We start from the raw sequence: 21863 nt of genomic DNA, 5'->3' as shown, positions 1-21863 counted from the left end.
GCTCGCATCCCCGCGCACCCGCACGTGAAGAGGTGGCACCATGACCGCGCCCGCGCCGTTCCTCCCCGTCGATCCGCCGCCGCGTCTGCTGATGGGTCCGGGCCCGATCAACGCCGATCCGCGCGTGCTGCGTGCGATGTCGGCTCAACTGGTCGGGCAGTACGACCCGTTCATGACGGCGACGATGACCGAGACGCAGGAGCTGTACCGGCAGGTCTTCCGCACCCGCAACGACAAGACGATGCTGATCGACGGCACGAGCCGCGCGGGCATCGAGGCGGCGCTGGTCTCGATGCTGGAGCCGGGGGACCGCGTGCTGGTGCCGATCTTCGGGCGGTTCGGGCACCTCCTGCGCGAGATCGCGGAGCGGTGCGGAGCCGAGGTGCACGTGATCGAGGCGGAGTGGGGGCAGGTCTTCCCCGTGTCCGCGATCGCCGAGGCTCTGGCGCGCGTGAAGCCGAAGGTTCTCGCCGTGGTCCACGGCGACACCTCGACCACGATGGCGCAGCCGCTGGAGGATCTCGGCGCGCTCTGCGAGAAGCACGGCGCCCTCTTCTACACCGACGTCACCGCCTCCCTCGCGGGCAACGCTTTTGCGGCCGACGAGCTGGGGCTCGACGCGGTGTCGGCCGGGCTGCAGAAGTGCCTGGGCGGCCCGTCCGGATCGGCGCCGGTCACCTTCTCCGAGAAGGCCGTCGCGGTGATCGAGTCGCGCAAGAGCATCGAGGCGGGGATCCGCGACGAGGGCGACGCGGTCAGCGCGCGCCGGGTCCGCTCCAACTACTTCGACCTCGGAATGGTCTTCGACTACTGGGGACCGCGTCGGCTCAACCACCACACCGAGGCGACCACGATGCTCTACGGCGCCCGCGAGTGCGCTCGCCTCCTCGTCGAGGAGGGGATCGACGCGGCCGTCGCGCGCCACGAGCTGCACGGCGCGGCGATGCTCGCAGGCGTGCGCGGGCTCGGCCTCGAGGTGTTCGGCGACGTCGCCCACAAGATGAGCAATGTGGTCGCGGTGCACATCCCGCAGGGCGTGAACGGGGACGCGGTGCGGGGGGAGATGCTCACCGACTTCGGCATCGAGATCGGCACCTCCTTCGGCCCACTGCACGGGAAGGTCTGGCGCATCGGCACGATGGGCTACAACGCTCGCACCGACGCCGTACTGACCACCCTGGCGGCGCTGGAGGCGGTGCTGCGCCGCGCGGGCGCCGCTGTGCCGGTGGGCGGCGGAATTGCGGGAGCGTACGAGGTGTACGGGGCGGCACGAGCATGAGCGACGCCACAGCCATCGATGCCATCGCCATCATGGCCCGCTGCGACGAGCTCGCCGCAGTCTCCTCCAGCCGCGACGGGATCGAGCGGGTCTACCTCTCGCCCGAGCACGTCCGCGTGAACGCGATGGCCGCGCGCTGGATGACCGAGGCCGGAATGCGCACGTGGCAGGACGCGGCCGGCAACCAGTGCGGCCGTTACGAGGGAGCGACCCCGGGACTCCCAGCGCTGCTGCTCGGCTCGCACCTCGACACCGTGCCCGACGCCGGCCGGTACGACGGGATCCTCGGTGTGACGCTCGCGATCGCGGTGGTCTCGCGCCTGCACTCGGCGGGTCGGCGGCTGCCGTTCGCGGTCGAGGTCGTCGCGTTCGGCGACGAGGAGGGCACCCGCTTCGGCACGGCGCTCCTGGGCTCCCGCGCACTCGCCGGCACCTGGGACGAGCGCTGGTGGGAGCTCGAGGACGCCGACGGGACCACGCTCGTCGAGGCGTTCCGCGACTTCGGGCTCGACCCCTCCCGCATCCACACCGCCGCGCGCGACGCGCAGGACGTGCTCGCCTACCTCGAGGCCCACATCGAGCAGGGACCATACCTCGAGGAAGCAGACCGCGCTCTGGCCGTCGTCTCCTCCATTGCGGGGGCGCGTCGCTTCTCGCTCACTCTCACCGGCACGGCCGGGCACGCGGGCGGAGTCCCGCTCGACCGCCGCCGTGACGCGCTGACCGGAGCGGCGGAGGCGGTGCTCGCGGTGGAACGGATCGCGCGCGAGCAGGGCGTGATCGCGACGGTCGGCCGGCTCGAGACCTTCCCCGGCGCGGTCAACGTCATCCCCGGCCGAGTCGACTTCACCCTCGACCTGCGCGCCGAGACCGACGCACAGCGCGACGCGGCGTGGGACGCAATCGAGCACGCGATGTCGGAGTCGGCCTCGCGCCGCCGCCTCGCGCTCACGGTGGAGCAGACCCACTCGGCCCCCGCGGTCGTTGCTTCCCCGCGGCTCCAGGACGTCGTGCGCGCGGGCATCCGAGCGACCGGGGACGCGGAGCCAATGGTGCTGTTCTCCAAGGCCGGGCACGACGCGATGGCGGTCGCCGATCTCACCGACTACGCGATGCTCTTCCTCCGCTGCAAGGGCGGCGTCAGCCACCACCCGGACGAGAGCGTGACCGAGGCCGACGTCGCAACAGCCCTGGACGCGTTCGAGGCGGCGGTCCTGGCGCTCGCCGAAGGGGCGCCGGCCGCGTGACCTCCGCAATCGCCTCAGCCTCAGCCCCCTCAGCCTCGACGAGCATCGGCCACCGCATCGATGCCGGCTACGCCGCACTCTCTCGGCAGGAGCAGCGGGCGGCCGACTTCATCCTCGACCACCTCGGCGACCTGGCCGTCTACACGGCGACCGAGCTCGCCCAGCACAGCGGAGTCTCGAAGGCCACGGTCTCACGGCTGTTCCGCCGGCTGGGGTTCTCGAACTCGCAGGAGGTTCGTGAGCACGCCCGCGCGCTGCGCTCCTCCGGTGTGCCGGTCGGGCCAGCGCAGGGGCACGGCGATCCGCTCATCGCGCACCTCGAGAGCGAGCGGGCGAACCTGGCGCGCCTGGCCGGCGCGGTCGGTGACGGGCGGCTGGAGGAAGCGGTGCGGCTGGTCGCCGGCGCGCGCGAGGTGGTCGTGATCGGCCTGCGCAACAGCTACCCGGTGGCGCTGCACCTGCGCCAGCAGCTCGCCCAGGCACGCGGGCGGGTGCGGATCGCACCGCAGCCCGGTCAATCGCTCGGCGAGGAACTGGCCGGCTTGGGAGCCGAGGACGTCGTGGTACTGGTGGGTTTCCGGCGCCGTCCGGCCTCGTTCGCGGGGCTGGTCGAGACGCTGGCCGCGCGCGCCGTGCCGGTGGTGCTGCTCGCGGATCCGCCCGCTCGGCGCTACGCGGAGCAGGCGCGGGTCTGGTTGGAGTGCCCTGTCGACAGCGGCACGGCGTTCGACAGCTACGCGGCGGCGATGAGCGCGGTGGCGTTGCTGGCCTCCGGAGTGCTCGGCGCGGCCCCACGGGAGTCCCGCGAGCGAATCGCGGGCATCAGCACGGCCTACGCCGAGCTCGCCGAGCTGGAGGACCGGACGTGAGCGAGGCGGCGGAGCTGATCCGCGCGCATGCGAAGGACCCGGTGGGGCGCTCGGACCCCGCTCCGTCCCTCGGCCGCGCCGAGCTGATCACGCCGACCTGCGGCGACCGGATCGAGCTGCGCGTCGACGGGAGCGCGGAGCAGATTCGGGTCGCCTGGAGCGGGCGGGGCTGCGAGATCTCGCGGGGCTCCGCGTCGCTCCTGGTCGACGGCCTCGACGCACGACCGGCGGCCGAGGTGCGCGCTCGGATCGACGCGTTCCTTACGGCGATGGCGCGTCGGGAGGGTCCGCTCGCCGGCGAGGAGGCGGCGCTGCTCGCGGTGGCGGGCAACCCGGTCCGCTCGGTCTGCGCCACGCTCGCCTGGCGCGCTCTGGCCGCTGCCCTGGATGATGCGGGATGTGCGTGAGCGGCTCAGCGCGGCCCGTCGCGGTCCACCCCCGACCACAGGTCGCCGCACTCGATCCCGCGCACTCCCTCCGCGAGCAGCAGGTCGCGGGCGCCGGAGTCGCCGTGGACGCTCGCGAGGAGCGTCGGCCAGTAGTCGCTGCCCACCAGCACCGGATGACCGGGACGGCCGTCGAAGACAGCGCGCGCGAGCACTCCGGGCTCCGGTGGGGCCTGCGCGAGCAGCCGGGCTCCCACACTCGGCGGCTCGTCGGGCAGGTCGACCAGGGTGATCAGGGACGCGACCCCCTCGGCCGCGACCAGGCCGGCCCGGAGCGACGCCGAGAGACCCGCCTGCCATGCGGCCGCGACGAGCACCGTCGCCGTCGCCGGCACCAGGTCGCGCGCCCGCTCCGCCCCCGCACCCAGCACGACAAGCACCCGCCCGCAGCCGGCCGCGTCGAGCCGCCGCACGGCGCGCTCGACCCACGGCACACCCTCCGCGTCTCGCCGCAGCGCCTTCGGGCCGCCCGCGCGGCGCCCCGCACCCGCGGCGAGCACCAGCCCGACGAGCTCACGACTCCCGACCGCATCCACCCGACCATCGTGCCCCAGGCGGAGCCTGCCGCTTCGCCGGACGAAGGAGACCGCATGACCGACACCCGATCCGAGACCGCGCGCGACGTGCTCCTCGCCTGCCTCGCCGTCCCGCGCTGGGCCGACGAGGTCGCCGCCGGCGCCCCCTACTCCGACGTCGATGCGCTGGCCGAGGCGGCCGAGCGCGTGGCGCGCACCCTCACCGCCGAGGAGGTGGACGCGGCGCTGGCCGACCACCCGCGGATCGGCGAGCGGCGCGCGGGCGCTGGGCGTTCCTCCGCCTTCTCTGCCGCGGAGCAGGCGGCGAGCCGCACCGCCGACGAGGCGCTGACCGAGCGGCTGCTGGCCGGCAACCGCGCCTATGAGGAGCGGTTCGGGCGCGTCTTCCTGATCCGCGCGGCGGGACGCGATCGGGCCGCGGTCGTCGCTGAGCTGGAGCGTCGTCTCGGGCTCGACCCGGAGACGGAGGCCCGGATCGTCACCGAGCAGCTGCGCGAGATCACGGTGCTGCGCGTGCGCGGGCTCGAGCACGGGCTCCTCGTGGCTGAGGAGGCGTCGCGATGAGCGGGCACGCCAGCCGCGTCACGACGCACGTGCTCGACGCCGTCCGCGGCCGACCCGCGCGCGATGTGCCCGTCGCCCTGGAGGCGCGGAGCGGCTCCGGCTGGCACCGCCTCGCCCAGGCCCGCACCGACGACGACGGACGCGTCGAAGCCTTCGGGCCGCAACGGCTGCCCGCCGGGGTCTACCGCGTCGTCTTCGACACCGGCTCCTGGTTCGCGGCCTCGGGAACGGAGTCGTTCTACCCGGAGGTCGTCGTCGCATTCCGGCTCGACGACGAGGACGCGCACCTCCACATCCCACTCCTGATCAGTCCGTTCGCCTACTCGACCTACCGGGGCAGCTAATGCAGCTGCAGGACGTCCTCGACGCGCCGCAGCTGCGCCTGCGCGTGCTCGTCGCCGGCGACGGGGCGCTCGCGCGGCCGGTCGACGGCATCTTCACGACCGACCTGCTCGACCCCCGCCGCTACCTGGCGCGTGGTCAGCTCGTTCTGACGGGCCTGGTCTGGCACCGGGGACCGCAGGACAGCGCGGCTTTCGTCGCCGCGGTCGCCGACTCCGGAGCCAGCGCGCTGCTCGCAGGCGAGGGCCTGCTCGGCTTCGTGCCGGACGACCTCGTCGTCGCCTGCCGCGAGCACGACGTCCCGCTGATCGCGGTGCCGGCCGACGTCTCGTTCGGTGCGATCACGGCGCACCTCTCGAACGCTCTCGCGGGGGATCGGGTGGCGCGGCTGACCGCGGCCCTCGCCCGTCAGCGGGAGCTACTGACCGAGGTCTACCGGGGGCAGCAGCTCGACGAACTCATCGCGCGCACCTCCCGCGAACTCGGGCTTCCGGTGACCGTGCTGACCGCGACCGGCCGCACGGCCGCCTCCGCCGCTCCACTGGGACTCGGCGAGATCGAGCGGATCGTGCACGCCGCGCTCACGGCCCGGCGCAGCCCCGTAGTAGTGCCGGATGTGCGCGGCAGCGCTCTCTCCGTGCTCGCGGTCGCCGGCGCGGGCGAGCACCGTGCCACCTCCTGGCTGGTCGTGGTCGGCGGCGACTGGAACGATTGGCCCGCGTCCGTGCTCGACGCCGTCACCGAGCTGGTCGGAGTGGTGGGGGTCTACCGGCTGCAGCACGAGGCGGCCCTGCTGGCGGATTCCGCTCTCGCCGACCGCCTGCTCGAGCTGGTCGAGGAGGACAGCGAGCAGCCGGAGGCCGCGGTGTACCTCCGCCAGCTCGGACTCGGCGGAGTCGGGCGCTGCATTGTGGCCTCGGCAGAGTTCGAGGGGGATGCGCCGCCGGATCTGGCGCGCCGCATGCTGCTCGATGCCGCGGCGCATCTGGGCCGGGCCGTGGTCGGCCGAAACGCGAAGGGCTGCGCGGTCGCGGTGCTGCCCGCGGAGGCGACCGACGCGATCCCGACGGGTGCGGATCCGCTCGCCGTGGTCACCTCGGCGCTGCGGCGCGCGGGGGCCGCGTGGCCGGGTGCTGTGCTGCGGGTGGGGACGAGTGCTGCGACGGCGCTGCCCGCACTCGGCGGCGCCCTGCGCTCGGCGCGCTACGGCATGATGCTGCCGGGCGTGCCGGGCGACGACTCGCCGGTGCGGATCAGCGACTCCGGGGAGGTGACCTCGGCGGTGCAGCTGCTGAGCGCGGTGCCGGACCACCTGCGCTCCGTGTTCGTCGAGCTGGTGCTCGGAAAGCTGGTTCAGCACGACGCGCGTTACAGCTCGCAGCTGGTCGCCACGCTCGCGGCGTTCCTCGACTGCGGCGGCTCGTGGGTGCGCACGGCGGAGCAGACACACCTGCACCTGAACACGGTCCGGTATCGCATTGCGCGGGTGGAGGAGCTCACGCAGCGCGACCTGTCGGACACGGCGGATCGCGCCGACCTGTTCCTGGCGCTGCGACTGCGCTGAGCCGAGCGGTGCGCTGCCGGGCTGCGCGATGTGCAGGGCCGTGTGGGATGTGCAGGGCCGCCGTCCGATGTGCAGGGCCGTGTGCGATTCGCAGGGCCGCCGTCCGATTCGCAGGACCGTGTGCGATGTGCAGGGGATACGTCTCGCGCAGGTCGGCGGAGGCGGAGGAGAGCGCTCTCGGCGCGGGATCCCCTGCAAATCGAACGTCCGCGCCCCGCCCGGCCCCGTCACTACGGAGCAGCGCGCCGCCCCCGCACGTGCACCGCCGCGATCGCCGGCTCCCGCAGCGTCATCAGCAGCGCGAAGAGCAGCTGCTCGGTCGCCTCGGCCGCGTCATCGGCTCGGATCCCGTGGGCGAGCACGTCGGCGAGCGGCTCCCAGCGGTCGGGCTCGATGCGCACCAGGTCCGCGTCCTTGCCGAGGTCGAAGTTGCCGAAGCGGTCCTCCTGGTCGAGGGCCCGCGCCCCGGCCAGCGTCGCCGTGAACAGGAGCTCGGCCGGGTGCAGCGCGACCGCCGCGTCGCCCGGCTCCGACACGTGCACCTTGAACGCGTCGTTCGCCACGCGCGGGAGCAGCCACTCGTCGCCCGCGCCCACATCGCTTCCCAACGCGACGGTGACACCCGAGGCGACGGTTCGGCGCCAGGGCATCGTACCGGAGCCGAGGAACTGCTGCGAGGTCGGGCAGTGCGCGATCGAGGTGCCGGTCTCGGCCATCCGGTGCAGCTCGTTGTCCTGGCAGTGGACGGCGTGCGCGAGGATCGTGCGCGGTCCGAGCAGGGAGGAGCCGCCGCGTGCGGAGCCGGGCAGGAAGAGCCCGTCGTAGGTGTCCAGGTAGCTGCGGGTGCGGTACGAGCCGAGGACCGCGGCGATCTCGCCGTCGCCGGGCCGATCGTTCTCGTTGAGGTGGCTGTGCACGTAGACGCCGCGCCCGCGCACGTCGTCGTACAGGTCGCCGAGGGCGCCGAGGGTCCGCGGAGTGACGGAGAGCGAGAACCGCGGGACGATGGCGACCTGCAGGAGAGGGTCCCTCCCGTGCCAGCGGGCGATCTCGTCCGCGGTGAGCGCCAGCGCCTCCGCCTCCGAGGTGATCAGCGGCGCCGCCGATACGGGGCCCACGGTCTGGATGCCGCGCCCCGACACAACCCGCAAGCCGACCTCGCGGGTGCGCTCGAAGAGGGCGTCCTGCGCGGCCGGGAACGCGGAGCCGATGACCATCGCTGCGGTCGTCCCCGCGGCGATCCGCCGCCGGGTGAAGGCGCGCGCGACCACGTCGGCGAACTCCGGATCGGCGAGTCGCGCCTCCGCCGGGAATACCGTCCGGTCGAGCCACTCGAGCAGCTGGCCGCCGCCGAAGCCGTCGGTCGAGAACGTCTGAGGGAAGTGCATGTGCGTGTCGACGAACCCGGGCAGCAGGATCGACGCGGCGTCGCCCGAGACCGGCCAGTCGGCGAATCGCTCCGGAAGCTCGCCGTGCTGGCCGACCCAGGCGATGGTGCCGTCCTCGGCCACCGCGAGGGCGCCGTCCGGGATGGACACCAGCGCCTCGCGCGCGGTCTCGAGTCTTGCGCGCCCGGCGATGTGCAGGATGTGCCCGCGGTGGACGCCCCGGACCTCGGTCATACCAGGCCCGTGTACGCGGTCCAGGCGGGACCCGCGGGCGGCGCGTCATCGCGGGTGACGCTCGCCTGGATCAGCCCGTAGGGGCGGTCGTCGGCGTGGAACACCTCGTTGTCGTTCTCGACGCCGAAGGGAGCGAGGTCGTAGACGAAGTGGTGCTTATTCGGAGCCGAGAGTCGGATCTCGACGATCTGCGGGTACTCCTCCAGTACCGCCTTGCCCATCTCGAAGAGCGTCTGCTGGAGGGCGAGGGAGTGCACGGTCGCGAAGCGGCTCGTCATCAGCGCCTTGACGCCCGCGTAGACGGCCTCCCAGTCCATGTCGGCGATCTCCGCCTCCGTGAGGGCGAAGCGCCACCGGGCGACCAGCGAGGTCGCCATGACCCGGTCGTTCGTGGGCTGGAGGACGGTGTACGGATCGGTGAGGAAGCCGTGGAACTCGCTCCCGGTGGATTTGAGGATGGTGAGGTCCTTGAATCCGCCGGTAATCCAGATCCGTCGCTTATCGGCCGAGCCCTCGACCGTGACCGAGGCGATCCGCGTCTCCTGGCCTGTCCGGACCCAGGTGTGATCGTGCTCCCGCCCGTCCACGAGCACACGCTCCCAGGCGAACTCCTCGATCTCGATGCGGGCGCCGCGGACCGGCTCGTAGCCGTCGACGAAGTGGCGGGCCAGCTCGAGGCCGTAGGGCTCGATCGAGCGCAGGCCCTTCTCTTTGGCGAAGGAGTAGGCGGTCTGCTTCTGGGTGTCGGTGGGCAGGACGGCCGACTGGTCGCCCTCGCGGTGTGCGGCCTCGAAGTCGCCGCGGAGGGCGGTTGAGACGTTGACGTCGTGGATCTCGTGCCGCGGCGTCTCGCGGTAAATGCGCACGACACGGTTCTCGGCCTTTCCGTACTGGTGGTCCCCGAGGATGATCGACATGTCCGCTCCTGTCCGTTCCGTGCGGCCGTGGCCGGTCACTCGGCGGTGCTCGTCCGGATCGGTGTCCGTGCGGCCAGCCTCGCGCCTGCGGAGTGGACCGCGCACCGGCGGAGCATCCCGAGTCGCCGCAGTTGAGACTCTGAGTCTTGTACGACCCGCCCGCCCCGTGCCCCTCGACGCGCCCGAGTTCATCCGCTCGAAACGTCCTGGGAACACTCCGCGAGATGCCACCTGTGACGGCCTTCGTCGGCGTGTCGTCGTCACAAGTGGCATCTCGCGGAGTGGGAGGGCGGGGGTGGAGAGGCGGGGGCGGCGGGTCAGGGGCGGGTGAGGAGGCGGCCGACGGGCGGGGCGGTGTCGGGGGTGATGCGGCGGCCACCGACCCAGGTGGCGGCGATGGCGCCGCGGAGGACGCGACCCTCGTAGGCCGAGACGGGGTTCTTGTGCGCGAGGGCGTCGACGTCGACGCGCCACTGCGCCTCCGGATCGAAGGCGACGAGATCGGCGTCCGAACCGGCGTGCAGCAGGCCCTTCTGCCCCAGCCCGGCGAACGCAGCGGTGGCCGTCGACATCCACGCCACGACCTGCTCCAGCGGGATGCCGCGTTCGCGCGCCCCGGTCCACACCGCGCGGAAGCTCAACTCGAGGCCCGAGATACCGCCCCACGCGACGCCGAAGTCGCCGCCCGCGGCGACCTTCAGCTCGGCTGTGGCGGGGGAATGGTCCGAGGCGATGATGTCGATCGTGCCATCGAGCAGGCCCTTCCAGAGCAGCTCGCGGTTGCGCTCGTCGCGGATCGGCGGGCAGCACTTGTACTGCGTGCCGCCGTCGGGGATCCAGCCCGCGTCGAAGGTGAGGTAGTGCGGGCAGGTCTCGGCGGTGATCCGAAGCCCCTCGGCCTTCGCCTCCCGTAGCAGCGGCAGTGCGTCGGCGGAGGAGAGGTGCAGGATATGCGCTCGGCAGCCGGTCTCGCGGGCCGACTCGATCACGTGCAGGATCGCGCTGCACTCGGAGGCGGGCGGCCGAGAGTCGACGAAGGCGCCGTAGGAGGTGCCGGGCTCGTTCGCGCTGGCCTCCAGCTCGGCCGGGTCCTCCGCATGCACGATCAGCAGTCCGTCGAAGGCGGCGATCTCGCGCATCGCCTCGACCAGCTGCTCGCGGTCGAGGTGCGGGAAGTCGTCCACTCCGCTCGGCGACAGGAAGCATTTGAAGCCGAAGACGCCCGCGTCGTGCAGCTCGCGGAGGGTGCCGAGAGTGGCGGGGATCACACCGCCCCAGAATCCGACGTCGACCTGCGCCTGCGGTCCCGCGGCCGCGCGCTTGGCCTCGAGCCCGGCCACCGTGGTGGTCGGCGGGATGGAGTTGAGCGGCATGTCGATGATCGTGGTGACGCCTCCGGCGGCGGCGGCGCGGGTGGCGGAGGCGAACCCCTCCCACTCCGTGCGGCCCGGCTCATTGACGTGGACGTGCGTGTCGACGACTCCCGGGATGAGCACCTGGCCCTCGGGGAGGACGACCTCTTCCCTCGTCCGCCACGGGGCGTCCCGCTCGCCGACCGCGACGATCAGACCCTCGGCGATCGCGACGCTGGCGGGGCGCCGGCCGTTCTCGGTCAGCACATCGGAGGCGCGGATCACGAGGTCGAGGAAGGGAGCGTCGTCGGGCATGGATCGACCCTATACTCGGCATGTTTCCTGCGTGTGTGCGCCCGTCGGCGGCTCCGCCCCTCCACCCCTCCGCCCAGCAGCCCCGGCGCCGTCGCCTCCCGACCGAGAAGAGGAGGCCGCCGTGCTCGAACTCGCCGCCGCCCTGCTCGAGCGCGTCGAAGCGGGCGGGAGCGTCGCGGTCGTCACCGTCACGCACGTCTTCGGTTCGGCTCCGCGCGCGCTCGGCTCGTCGATGGCGGTCGACGCCCAGGGCTGCGCGATCGGCTCGATTTCTGGCGGTTGCGTCGAGGCGCAGGCGTACGCGCTGGCTCAGGAAGTGCTCGGCAGTTCGGGCAGCACGGCCGAGCACTTCGGCTTCGACGACGAGGACGCGTTCGCCGCGGGTCTCTCCTGCGGGGGCCAGCTGCGGGTGTTCGGCCAGGTCGTCGACTCCGGGTCCACCGCGGTGCTCGCCGAGCTGCGCGCCGCCCGGGCCGGTCGCTCGGCCGCGCTGGCGATCGTCGTCGGCGGCCCCTCCGAGCTGGTCGGCCTCGTCCTCACCGGAGCGACGCGCCTCCAGGATGTCGTCGGCCCGCACCTGGACGAGGACATGGCTCGGCGCATCCTCGCCGAGCGGGCCGGGCGCCTGGCCTCCGGGCGCTCAGCCACCGTCGAGATCCTGTGTCGTGACGCGGAACTCGAGATCGCGTACATCGTGCAGGCGGAGCGACCGCGGCTGCTGATCTTCGGTGCGGTCGACTTCTCGGCCGCGCTCTGCTCCGCCGGAGCGCTGCTCGGCTACCGGGTCACCGTCTGCGACGCGCGGCCCGTGTTCGCCACCGCCGAGCGCTTCGCCGGCGCCGACGAGGTCGTCGTCGCGTGGCCGTCCGACTACCTCGCCGCGACCGTCGTCGACTCCCGCACCGTGATCGCGGTGCTCACCCACGACGAGAAGTTCGACGTGCCGCTGCTCGAGACCGCGCTGGCCCTGCCGGTCGCCTATGTCGGCGCGATGGGCTCGCGGCAGACGCACGAGCGGCGGCTGGGGCTGCTGCGCGACGCGGGCGTGACGGAGGAGGCGCTGGCCCGCCTGCACTCGCCGATCGGGCTGGACATCGGCGCGTCGACCCCGGAGGAGACGGCGGTATCGATCCTGGCGGAGATCCTCGCGGTGCGCACGGGGACGACGGGGGAGCCGCTCGCGGGGCGTACGGGGCCGATCCACGCGGGGCGCTGACCGGGGGCTGTGCGCTGTGCAGGCCCGCGTGCGCTGTGCAGGCCCTGCTCGGATGTGCAGGACCTGGCGCGCTGTGCAGGCGTGCGATGTGCAGGCGTCTGTTCGATAAGCAGGGGATGCGGCCGGTTCACCGTCGATTGAGCGGGCAGACGGGCAGTCCGCCGCGGATCCCCTGCACATCGCACCTCGGTAGCCGCGTCCCGACCGATCGAGCCCGGGTAACGGCCCAGAAACACCGCCCTGCCATGCTCGAGCCATGCAGCGCTACGTCCTCACCGGAGCCCACGTCGCGACGGTCGACGAGCACGGCACCGAGCATCCCGCGGGCCACGTCGTCGTCGACGACTCCCGCATCGTCGCGGTGGGACCCGGCGCTCCGCCCGCGTGGGCCCTCGACGGCCGCGCCCCCACCGGTCTCCCCCCGCAGGAGCCGGTCACGCTCACCAGGGTCGACGGCCGCGGCCACCTGCTCACCCCCGGGCTCGTCAATACGCACCACCACCTCTACCAGTGGCTCACGCGCGGCTGGGCCCAGGACTCGATCCTGTTCGACTGGCTGGTTGCGCTCTACCCCGCCTGGTCCCGGATCGACGCCGATCTCACCCGCTCCGCTGCCCTCGGTGCGATGGGCGTCCTCGCCCGCTCGGGGTGCAGTACCGTCGCCGACCACCACTACGTCTTCCCGCGCGGCTCCGGCGACATCGTCGGCGGCATCGTGGACGCGGCCGGCACGCTCGGGCTCCGCCTGCACGCGACGCGAGGGTCGATGGACCTCGGGCAGTCGCAGGGCGGTCTCCCGCCGGATTTCGCTGTCGAGACCACGGCGGCGGCGGTACAGGCGAGCGGAGAGGCTGTTGAGCGGTACCACGACGCCTCCGACGACGCGATGGTGCGGGTCGCGATCGCGCCGTGTTCGCCGTTCTCCGTGACCGCCGACCTCTTGCGCGAATCGGCCGTGCTCGCGAGGCAGCTCGGCGTGCGGCTGCACACCCACGGCTCCGAAACCCTCGAGGAGGACGCCTACACGCGGGAGGCGTTCGGCCTCTCGCCCACCGACTACCTGGAGTCCCTCGGCTGGCTCGGGGAGGACGTGTGGATGGCGCACGGCGTGCACCTCGATTCTGCGGCGATCGCGAAGTTCGCCGCAACGGGCACCGGAGTGGCGCACTGCCCGTCCTCGAACGGCCGCCTCGCCGCGGGGATCGCGCCGATTCCGCAGCTGCTGGCCGCCGGGGCGCCGGTGGGGCTCGGCGTCGACGGTGCCGCCTCGAACGAGTCCGGCCAGCTCGGCTCCGAAATCCGCGCCGCCGTGCTGATGAACCGCCTCCGCGCCGGTGCCGACCGGATGAGCGCCCGGCAGGCCCTCTCGATCGCCACGATGGGCGGCGCGCGGGTGCTCGGCCGGCAGGACGAGATCGGCTCGATCGAGGTGGGCAAGCTCGCCGACCTCGCGCTGTGGCGGATCGACGGGATCGAGCACGCGGGCAGTGCGGACCCGATCGCGGCGCTGGCGCTCGGGGCGCAGCCGCCAGTGAGCCTCCTCCTGGTGCAGGGGCGACCGATCGTCCGGGAGGGGCGGCTGGTGAACGCGGACGAGGACGCGATCGCCCGTGAGGTGGCCCGCGCGAGCGCGGAACTCGCGTCGCGGCTCTGAGCGGCGGGCGGGTACTGCGCCGGATGGCGCCTCGACGACGACGCGCTCAGCCGGGCGGCGCCTCCGACTCGACGGTTGCGACCGGTGCCGCGTTCGGGTGCAGGAGTCGCCAGATACGGTCACGGGAGAGCGGCAGCTCGGTGGGACGGGTGCCGATCGCGTCGCGGACGGCGTTCGCGAGCGCGGGAGCGACCGGGTTGTAGGGCGCCTCGCTCATCGACTTCGCCCCGAACGGGCCGAGCTCGTCGGCGGTGTCGGCGAAGTAGACCTCGGTCTCGGGCACGTCCGCCATCTGCGGGATGTGGTAGTTGCGGAGGATCGCCGTGGTGACGGTGCCCCCGCCGTCGAGGATCACCTCCTCGTAGAGCGCCGAGCCGATCGCCTGCGCAACCCCGCCCTCGACCTGCCCGCGGCACTGCGCCGGATTGATCACGAAACCCGCATCGGCCGCCTGCACCGACTGCAGGATCCGCACCTCGCCCGTCGGCTCGTGCACCGCCACGCGGAAGCCCTGCACGTTGAAGGCGAGCGAGCGCTGCGCTCCGTCTTCGCTGCCGGTCGCGGTGACCGGTCCCCCCGCCGCCCGCACCAGATCCGCGAAACCGACCCGGGTGCCGTCCGCGGCGAGCAGGCCCTCGTCGTCGGGTTCGAAGGTCTCGTCGTGCCCCGTGAGCCGCTTGGCGAGCGCCTGCAGATCGGCGAGCAGGCGTGTCGCGGCCGAGTACACGGCCTTGCCCGCGACGACCGTCCCCGCGCTGCCGAATGCGCCGGTGTCGTAGCGGGCCGCGTCCGTGTCGGACTGGCGGATCCGCACCCGGTCCGCGGAGGCACGGAACGCACTCGCGACCAACTGGGTGTGCACGGTCGTCGTCCCGTTGCCGAACTCCGCCGTGCCGACGCCGACACTCAGCACGCCCTCGGCATCGACGGTGACGCTCGCCTCCGAGAAGTGGCCCCGCGGAGGGATGGTGGCGATCATCGCGAGCGCGGTGCCCTGTCCCGTCCGCCAGCCGGGGCCCGCGGGCATGGGGGAGCCGGCTCCGCTGGCGAGGGCCGCCTCGGTGAGGTCGAGGCACTGGTCGAGCCCGTAGGAGGCGAAGCCGATGTCGTCGCCCTCGACGTGCGTGACCACCAGCGGCTCGCCCGGGCGCACCGCGTTGATCCGCCGCAGCTCGAACGGGTCGATCCCGAGCTCGCGCGCCAACTCGTCCATCGCCGACTCGATCCCGAAGATCACCTGCCCGAGCCCGTAGCCGCGGAAGGCGCCCGAGGGCAGGTTGTTGGTGTAGACGGCCTGCGCGTCGACGCGCTTGTTCGGCGCGCTGTAGACGGCGACCGACTCCGAGGTGCCGTGGAACATCACACCGGGGCCGTGGTTGCCGTAGGCGCCGGTGTCCGAGAGCACATCGACCGCGAGAGCAGTCAGCCGCCCGTCGCGCCGCGCGCCGAGGGTCACGCCGACGCGCATCGGGTGGCGGCAGGGTGCCATCGTGAATTCGTCGCTCCGAGTGAACTCGAACTGCACGGGACGGCCGGTGGCGAGCACGGCGAGGGCGACGACGTCCTCGGTCAGGATCTCCTGCTTGCCGCCGAATCCGCCGCCGACGCGCGCCGTGAAGACCCGGACGGTCGACGGGTCCCGGTCGAACAGCCGAGCGATCTCGTCGCGCACCAGGAAGGGAACCTGCGTCGAGGTCCGTAGCACCAGTTCCTCGCCCTCGAGCCAGCCGATCGTGCCGTGGGTCTCGAGCGCCGTGTGCGCCACCCGCGAGGTCGAGTAGCGCCCCTCCACGACCACGTCCGCCTCCGCCAGACCGCCGGCCAGATCGCCGTATTCGCCGTGCAGCTCGGCGACCACGTTCGCGTCGGGTCGGGCAATGCGCGAGGCGATCGGGTCCTTCTCCGCGTGCAGGAGCGGAGCGCCGGGCGAGCGCGCCTCCTCCGGGTCGAAGACGGCGGGCAGCACCTCGTAGTCGACCTCGATGGCGCGGCAGGCCGCCTCCGCCACAGCCACCGACTCCGCGACCACCACGGCCACCCGCTGGCCGCGGAACCGCACGACCGTGTCGAGCATGCGGGTGTCGTCGGGGTCGTCGAGCCGCGACTCGTGGCGGGCGGTGGAGTAGAGGACGTCCGGCACGTCGGCTGCGGTGAGCACCGCGACGACGCCCGGCAGAGCGCGGGCGGCCGCGGCCTCGATCGAGCGGATGCGTGCGTGCGCGTGGGGACTCTGCAGCACCTTCAGGTGCAGGAGGCCGGGGACGGCGACGTCGAGGGTGAAGGGCTCCCGGCCCTGCACGATCCCTCGCCCGGCCGGTGCGCCGAGCGACCGGCCCACCTGCGACTGCTCGACCGCGGGGCGCCCGGTCCTGCGCACAGGGGTGAGCCCTGCCGGCTGGGCCGCGTGCCGGCCGGCGCCCGACGCCTGCGGCCGGTCCGACCCCGACGGCTTAGCCGCGTGTGCCCCGTGCTCGGCGATGCACGCTCCGGTCACCGCCTCGCGGATCGGCCGGTAGCCCGTGCACCGGCAGAGGTTGCCCTTCATCAGCCGGGGCACGTCCTCGGCCCGTGCTCCCTCCAGCGCCGTGGCCGTGACCACCATGCCGGCCGTGCAGAAGCCGCACTGGAACGCGCCCGCCTCGACGAACGCCTCCTGCACCGCGCTCGGCTCCTCGAGCGAGCCCAGGCCGGCTGCCGTGGTCACGTCGCGCCCCTCGACGCGGTGGGCGGGGTAGAGGCAGGAGTGGAACGGCGTCCCGTCGACCAGGACGGAGCAGGCTCCGCAATCGCCGGCGTCGCAGCCCTTCTTGACCTCGAAGTGCTCGTGGTCGCGGAGGAGGGTCCGCAGCACCTGGCCGGGCCGAGGGGAGGCGTCGATCGGCTCCCCGTTGACGGTGAACCTCACGGGGTGCCTCCGCTCAGCTCGGCGCGGATCTCCTCGGCGAGCACACGGACGACGGCGTGCCGCCAGTCGGCGGCGCCGTGCGGGTCGGTGAACCAGCTGAGGATGCCGTCGATCGCCGCAGCGAGCTCCTCCGCGGTGGGGGCGGCGACGAACCGGAGCAGCTCCGGTCGCACGGTCGCCGCGGTGATCGTGAGGACGAACGCGCCGTCGGTGTCCAGGCGGCCGATCACGACGGCCCCGGAGCGCCCGAGCGGCGAGAGCGCCGTCTTGCGGAACGCGGTCCGCGCCCGCAGGGAGGACCGCGGGACTTCGATCGAGCGGATGACGTCGTCGCGCGCGAGCGTCGTCGTCATGTTCCCCGTCACCAACTCGGCTACCGGCACGAGCGCGTCACTCCCGTCGGCCCGCCAGAGGAGGGCGGAGGCGTCGAGCGCCGCGGCGAGGCTGATCATCGGTCCGGCGGGGAGGGCGTTGGCGATGTTGCCGCCGACGGTCGCGACGTTCCAGATCTTGAAGGAACCCAGCAGTGCCGTGCAGCACTGGAAGAAGAGCGGATGCGCGGTGTCGCCCGTATCCGGCATCGCGGCGAGTTCGCTCAGCGTGCAGGTCGCCGCGATCGAGAGTCCGTCGTCCGTGCGGACGATCGGCTCCCACCCGAAGCCCTGCAGGTCGAGGAGCTCGTCGAGGTGGTCGTGGGGGAGGGAGAAGACCCAGGAGCCGCCTCCGATGACCGCGGATCGAGGCCCGCGGCTCGCCAGCTCGGACCGCTCACGCACCACCCGGACACTCTGAATCGTGTTCAGGTCCATGCCACCCTCCTGTCCTCCGCGCCCCCGCACTGCCGTCCCCTAGTGAACCCCACACCTGTGACACTCGTGTTTCTCCACCTGGTCCGTCCGGCACTTCCGCGCAGGTCGCGGACCCGACCAGGCTCAGGCTCAGGAGGGCGTGCTGAGCAGGAGCAACCCTTCGGTCACCCCACGCTCGCGACCCACTCCGAGCTGCCGTCGACGAACGACTGCTCCTTCCAGATCGGCACGCTCGCCTTAATGTCGTCCACCAGCGCCGCGCAGGCCGCGAACGCCGCCGCCCGATGGGCCGAGGCCACCGCGCAGGCGAGCGCGAGGTCGCCGACGACCAGTTCGCCCACCCGGTGCACGGCCGCGATGCGCACGTCGGGCCAGCGTTCCGCGATGCGCCGGGCGGAGGCGTGCAGCGCGGCGGGCGCGTCCGGGTGCGCCTCGTACGACAGGCGCACTACTCCGCGGCCCTCGTCGTGGTCGCGGACCACGCCCGCGAAGGTCACGACGGCGCCGTGCGTCGGGGATTCGACGGCGTGCTCGCACTCGTCCACCGTGATCGCCTCGGCCGCGAGGCGCGCGAGGGCGACGGGATCAGCGGGCATGGTCACCGCCGCCGAGCTGGTCGAGGAGGTGGCCGATCACCGGGTCGAGCACGTCGATCCCATCGCGGACGCCGCCGGGCGAGCCGGGAAGATTGACCACGACGGTGCGGCCGCTCACGCCCGCGAGCCCGCGGCTGAGCGCGGCCGTCGGCAGGTGGGCCGCGCCTCGCGCCCGGACCGCTTCCGCAAGGCCGGGCAGGGAGCGTTCCAGGAGGGGCGCGGTCTGCTCCGGAGTGACGTCGCTCGCAGCGACGCCCGTCCCGCCGGTGGTCACCACCACGTCCACCCCGCTGCCGATCGCGTCGGCGATCGCCTCGCCCACTGCGTCTCCGTCAGCGACGACGACCACTCGCGACTCCCAGCCCCGGCTCGCGAACCAGGCGTCGAGCGCCGGCCCCGTCCGGTCCTCGTACACGCCCGAGGCGGCCCGCGTGGAGGCGACGACCGCCACCGCCCGTCGTGCCGCCGCGCTCACTCGCTCGTCCACGAGCCGCTCCTCCCGCCCGCCTTCGCGAGCACCCGGATCCCGGTGATCGCGGCTGCGCGATCGACCGCTTTGATCATGTCGTAGACCGTGAGCGCGGCCACGCTGACCGCGGTCAACGCCTCCATCTCGACTCCGGTACGCCCGGTCGTGCGCACCCGCGCCTCGATCCGCACTCGGCCGTCCTGCGGCTCCAGGTCGATGTCGACGCCGTCCAGCGCCAGCGGGTGGCAGAGCGGGATGAGGCTCGAGGTTGCCTTCGCGCCGAGGATCCCGGCGATCCGCGCCACTCCGAGCGCCTCGCCCTTGGGCAGTTCCCCTTGCGCGAGCAGTCGTACCACGTCGGGCGACGTCTCGACGTACCCCTCGGCAACGGCGGTGCGCGCCGTCACCTCTTTCGCGCTCACGTCGACCATGTGCACAGCTCCATCGCCGCGCACATGGGTGAGCTGGTCGCTCTCAGTCATCGATCCTCCAGATCTCGACCGTATCGCCGGTCGCAGTGCGGTCGGTCCCCACGGGGACGTGGATGAGCACCGTCGAGCGCGCGTAGGACGCCAGCAGGTGCGAACTCGGGCCGCCGACGGGGTGCACGAGCCCCTCGTCGTCGAGGACGCCCCGGCGGATCTGGTGCAGGTGCGCGGGGGAATCGAGCGCCATACCGAGGCGAGCGCGCAGCCGCGGGCGCGCGGCCGGCACGCGACCCGCGAGCGAGCGCAGCACGGGTCGGAGGAACACCTCGAACGACACCAGCGCGCTCACCGGATTGCCCGGCAGCGAGACCACCGGCAGGTGCAGACCGTCGGCCACGCGCACGCGGCCCAGGCCCTGCGGCCCGCCCGGCTGCATCTCGACGTGGCCGAACTCCGAACCGATCGGTCCGAGCGCGTCGCGGACGACCTCGTAGGCGCCCGCGCTGACCCCGCCCACCGTGATCACCAGATCCGCTCCGCCCGCGTGCTCCTCGAGCAGCGCCAGCAGCTCCTCCGCCCGGTCGCTCGTGCAGGCGGCCACGATCGGCAGCGCTCCCGCCTCGCGCACGGCCTCGGCCAGCAGGGCGCCGTTGGCGTCGTGGATCTGCGCGTCCGCCAGCATCGCTCCGGGGGGACGGATCTCGTTCCCGGTCGGCACCACCAGCACCCGCAGTCGCGGCAGCACCTCCACCTCGGTCAGTCCGAGGGAGGCGAGGAGCCCGAAATGGGCTGAGCGGAGGACCGTGCCGGCCGGGAGGGCGAGATCGCCTGTCCGGGCGTCGCTGCCCCGCGCACGGACGAACGTCGCCGGTTTCACCGGATGCGCGAAGGCAACGCTCCCTGCGGCTGGGAAGCGCGGCGGGTCGACGCGCTCGACGGGGACGACGGCGTCTGCGCCCTCCGGCAGGGGGGATCCGGTCATGATCGGAGTCGCGGTGCCCGGCTCGTGTCGCGGCGCGCGGTCGCCGGCCGGGATCGGCGCCGATACGGGCAGGGTGACGGGGTGCTCGAGGGTCGCCGCGTCGAGGTCTGCCGCCCGCACCGCGAAGCCGTCCATCTGGGAGTTGTCGAAGCGTGGCAGGTCGAGGGGGGATCGGACGGAGCGGGCGAGCACGCGCCGGTCGTATGCGCCGGGATCGACAGCGACGGCGGCCGGATCCAGGTCCAGCGTCTCGCGCGCACCCCGCGTCGCGAGCGGCGCGAGCAGCGCCCGCACCCGGGCGGCGTGCAGGTCGATCGAGGTCATCGGGTCCTCTCGCGAGTGGTGGTTCCCGACCGGCGGCGGGACCGAGTCCATCTTGCCGGGTCGCGCCCGGTTCCGCGGCGTAGTGTGAGCAAATGAGTACAGCACTGGGGATCCCCGGCTTCCGGCCCCGACAGCGCAGCGCCGTCCTCCCGGCAGAGCGCCCGGCGACTCCGCTCCTCCTGGACAGCTACGGCCGCGTCGCCGACGATCTGCGGATCTCGCTCACCGACAAGTGCAACCTGCGCTGCACCTACTGCATGCCCGCCGAGGGCCTGCCGTTCCAACCGCCGGCGTCGCTGCTCAGCCGCGACGAGATCCTCCGCTTGGCCCGCATCGCCGTGGAGCAGTTCGGCGTCCGCCAGATCCGTTTCACCGGCGGGGAGCCGCTGCTGCGGAAGGATCTCGTCGACATCATCCGCGACGTCGCCTCCCTCGATCCGCGGCCCGAGATCTCACTCACCACGAACGCCATTGGACTCTCGGGGCGGGCGGTGGCGCTTGCCGAGGCGGGTCTGAACCGGGTCAACGTCTCGCTCGACTCGATCTGCGCCGAGACCTTCGCGAAGGTCACCCGGCGTCCCTTCCTCGACCGGGTGCTCGCCGGCATCGACGCGCTCGGGCCCGCCGGCCTGGAGCAGACCAAGATCAATGCGGTGCTGCTGCCCGGGATCAACGACCACGAGGCTCCGGAGCTGCTCGCCTGGGCTCTCGCCGGAGGCCACCAGCTCCGCTTCATCGAGCAGATGGCCCTCGACGCCGACCACGGCTGGGACCGGGCGACAATGATCACCGCCGCGGACATCCGCGCTCGTGTCTCGGAGCGCTTCGCGCTCAGCCCGCACGCAGCGCCGCGCGACGGGGCGCCCGCCGAGCTCTTCGACGTGCGCGAGGTCGGCGGCACCGAGGTCCTCGGGCAGGTGGGGATCATCGCCTCCGTGACCGAGAACTTCTGCGGCGACTGCCGCCGCACCCGGCTCACCGCCGAGGGGGGCGTCCGAAGCTGCCTGTTCTCGAACGAGGAGACCGATCTGCTCGGCCCGATGCGCGCGGGTGCCGACGACCACGAGGTCGCCCAGCTGTGGCGCGGCGCGATGTGGGCCAAGCCCGCGGGACACGAGATGAACCGGGCCGGTTTCGTCCAGCCCGAACGCACGATGAGCGCGATCGGCGGATGAGCGTGCGGGTCCGCTACTTCGCGGCGGCGAAGGCCGCCCTCGGCCGCGGCTCCGACGAGCTCACCGGCGTCGAGGACCTGGGCGCGCTCGAAGCGCGACTCGTCGCCTCCGCGCCCGACGCCGCTCCCGTGCTCGCGCGCTGCACGTTCCTCATCGGCGGCGTCTCGACGACTGACCGGGCGACCGCGCTGCCGGCGGACGCCACCGTCGACGTGCTGCCGCCTTTCGCCGGCGGCTGACCCGGTCCTTCGG

General features: G+C 73.1%; 21 protein-coding genes. 11 read left to right on the top strand and 10 right to left on the bottom strand.

Translation table 11 applies throughout. From position 1 onward, the window contains the following. Positions 1-40: 40 nt before the first annotated feature. The 4 genes from A6122_RS07945 to A6122_RS07930 are packed head-to-tail and all read left to right on the top strand — an operon-like array spanning position 41 to position 3802. Positions 41-1279: a pyridoxal-phosphate-dependent aminotransferase family protein gene (locus tag A6122_RS07945; RefSeq protein ID WP_068253523.1), complete on the top strand. Its 1239-nt coding sequence runs from the start codon at positions 41-43 to the stop codon at positions 1277-1279. Then, complete coding sequence (locus A6122_RS07940) at positions 1276-2526, top strand: allantoate amidohydrolase (RefSeq protein ID WP_068253520.1); 1251 nt, start codon at positions 1276-1278, stop codon at positions 2524-2526. The genes A6122_RS07945 and A6122_RS07940 overlap by 4 nt, the downstream gene beginning before the upstream one ends. Continuing rightward, on the top strand, positions 2523-3395 hold the full coding sequence (locus A6122_RS07935; RefSeq protein ID WP_237358142.1) for a MurR/RpiR family transcriptional regulator: 873 nt from the start codon (positions 2523-2525) through the stop codon (positions 3393-3395). Before A6122_RS07940 ends, A6122_RS07935 begins: the two co-directional genes overlap by 4 nt. Then, on the top strand, positions 3392-3802 hold the full coding sequence (locus tag A6122_RS07930; RefSeq protein WP_068253517.1) for an iron-sulfur cluster assembly scaffold protein: 411 nt from the start codon (positions 3392-3394) through the stop codon (positions 3800-3802). The genes A6122_RS07935 and A6122_RS07930 overlap by 4 nt, the downstream gene beginning before the upstream one ends. A 5-nt stretch (positions 3803-3807) precedes the next feature. Here the strand turns inward: A6122_RS07930 and A6122_RS07925 are convergent, their stop codons facing one another. Continuing rightward, positions 3808-4377, bottom strand: coding sequence for a nucleotidyltransferase family protein (locus A6122_RS07925; protein ID WP_068253515.1), 570 nt, complete (start codon positions 4375-4377; stop codon positions 3808-3810). A gap of 54 nt (positions 4378-4431) precedes the next feature. Between A6122_RS07925 and uraD the strand changes: the two genes are divergently transcribed. From uraD to A6122_RS07910, 3 genes are read left to right on the top strand one after another with little or no spacing between them, the layout of a single operon-like run. Further along, a complete protein-coding gene (gene uraD, locus A6122_RS07920) occupies positions 4432-4941 on the top strand; it encodes a 2-oxo-4-hydroxy-4-carboxy-5-ureidoimidazoline decarboxylase (RefSeq protein WP_068253513.1) in 510 nt (169 codons plus the stop codon). Beyond that, on the top strand, positions 4938-5285 hold the full coding sequence (gene uraH, locus A6122_RS07915; protein WP_068253511.1) for a hydroxyisourate hydrolase: 348 nt from the start codon (positions 4938-4940) through the stop codon (positions 5283-5285). Before uraD ends, uraH begins: the two co-directional genes overlap by 4 nt. Further along, a complete protein-coding gene (locus tag A6122_RS07910) occupies positions 5285-6847 on the top strand; it encodes a PucR family transcriptional regulator (RefSeq protein ID WP_068253509.1) in 1563 nt (520 codons plus the stop codon). Before uraH ends, A6122_RS07910 begins: the two co-directional genes overlap by 1 nt. A gap of 230 nt (positions 6848-7077) precedes the next feature. Here the strand turns inward: A6122_RS07910 and A6122_RS07905 are convergent, their stop codons facing one another. From A6122_RS07905 to allB, 3 genes are all read right to left on the bottom strand, one after another. Continuing rightward, positions 7078-8469 (bottom strand): amidohydrolase family protein, encoded by a 1392-nt coding sequence (locus A6122_RS07905; protein ID WP_068253508.1) that lies wholly within the window; start codon positions 8467-8469, stop codon positions 7078-7080. Next, positions 8466-9386, bottom strand: a complete 921-nt coding sequence (gene pucL / locus A6122_RS07900) for a factor-independent urate hydroxylase (RefSeq protein ID WP_068253506.1) — start codon at positions 9384-9386, stop codon at positions 8466-8468. Before pucL ends, A6122_RS07905 begins: the two co-directional genes overlap by 4 nt. Positions 9387-9703: 317 nt before the next feature. Continuing rightward, positions 9704-11053 (bottom strand): allantoinase AllB, encoded by a 1350-nt coding sequence (gene allB, locus A6122_RS07895; RefSeq protein ID WP_068253504.1) that lies wholly within the window; start codon positions 11051-11053, stop codon positions 9704-9706. Positions 11054-11174: 121 nt separating this feature from the next. Between allB and A6122_RS07890 the strand changes: the two genes are divergently transcribed. Both A6122_RS07890 and A6122_RS07885 read left to right on the top strand, forming a co-directional pair. Next, positions 11175-12269: an XdhC family protein gene (locus A6122_RS07890; protein ID WP_068253501.1), complete on the top strand. Its 1095-nt coding sequence runs from the start codon at positions 11175-11177 to the stop codon at positions 12267-12269. 256 nt (positions 12270-12525) lie between these two features. Beyond that, positions 12526-13923, top strand: a complete 1398-nt coding sequence (locus A6122_RS07885; protein ID WP_068253498.1) for an 8-oxoguanine deaminase — start codon at positions 12526-12528, stop codon at positions 13921-13923. A 46-nt stretch (positions 13924-13969) separates the two neighbouring features. On the opposite strand, the gene A6122_RS07880 is transcribed toward A6122_RS07885, so the two are convergent. From A6122_RS07880 to A6122_RS07855, 6 genes are all read right to left on the bottom strand, one after another. Then, positions 13970-16828: a molybdopterin-dependent oxidoreductase gene (locus A6122_RS07880; protein WP_068253497.1), complete on the bottom strand. Its 2859-nt coding sequence runs from the start codon at positions 16826-16828 to the stop codon at positions 13970-13972. Next, entirely contained in the window at positions 16825-17637 is an 813-nt protein-coding gene (locus A6122_RS07875; protein ID WP_068253495.1) for an FAD binding domain-containing protein, read from the bottom strand. The genes A6122_RS07880 and A6122_RS07875 overlap by 4 nt, the downstream gene beginning before the upstream one ends. A gap of 164 nt (positions 17638-17801) precedes the next feature. After that, positions 17802-18233 carry a molybdenum cofactor biosynthesis protein MoaE gene (locus A6122_RS07870; protein WP_068253489.1) on the bottom strand — a complete coding sequence of 144 codons (432 nt, stop codon included), beginning with the start codon at positions 18231-18233 and terminating at the stop codon, positions 17802-17804. Further along, a complete protein-coding gene (locus A6122_RS07865; protein WP_084415888.1) occupies positions 18223-18720 on the bottom strand; it encodes a molybdenum cofactor synthesis domain-containing protein in 498 nt (165 codons plus the stop codon). The genes A6122_RS07870 and A6122_RS07865 overlap by 11 nt, the downstream gene beginning before the upstream one ends. Next, positions 18705-19184: a cyclic pyranopterin monophosphate synthase MoaC gene (gene moaC, locus A6122_RS07860; RefSeq protein ID WP_068253486.1), complete on the bottom strand. Its 480-nt coding sequence runs from the start codon at positions 19182-19184 to the stop codon at positions 18705-18707. The genes A6122_RS07865 and moaC overlap by 16 nt, the downstream gene beginning before the upstream one ends. Continuing rightward, on the bottom strand, positions 19177-20436 hold the full coding sequence (locus A6122_RS07855; RefSeq protein WP_068257315.1) for a molybdopterin molybdotransferase MoeA: 1260 nt from the start codon (positions 20434-20436) through the stop codon (positions 19177-19179). The genes moaC and A6122_RS07855 overlap by 8 nt, the downstream gene beginning before the upstream one ends. A gap of 92 nt (positions 20437-20528) precedes the next feature. Here A6122_RS07855 and moaA point away from each other — a divergent pair, with 92 nt between their 5' ends. Then, on the top strand, positions 20529-21611 hold the full coding sequence (gene moaA / locus A6122_RS07850) for a GTP 3',8-cyclase MoaA (protein ID WP_068253484.1): 1083 nt from the start codon (positions 20529-20531) through the stop codon (positions 21609-21611). Next, a complete protein-coding gene (locus A6122_RS07845; protein ID WP_068253481.1) occupies positions 21608-21850 on the top strand; it encodes a MoaD/ThiS family protein in 243 nt (80 codons plus the stop codon). Before moaA ends, A6122_RS07845 begins: the two co-directional genes overlap by 4 nt. The last annotated feature ends 13 nt before the right edge of the window (positions 21851-21863 follow it).

It is taken from the genome of Rathayibacter tritici, from assembly GCF_001641005.1.
Lineage (GTDB): Bacteria > Actinomycetota > Actinomycetes > Actinomycetales > Microbacteriaceae > Rathayibacter > Rathayibacter tritici.
The sequence above is the reverse complement of the archived record's forward strand: the minus strand, read 5'-3'. Positions and strand labels throughout refer to the sequence as shown.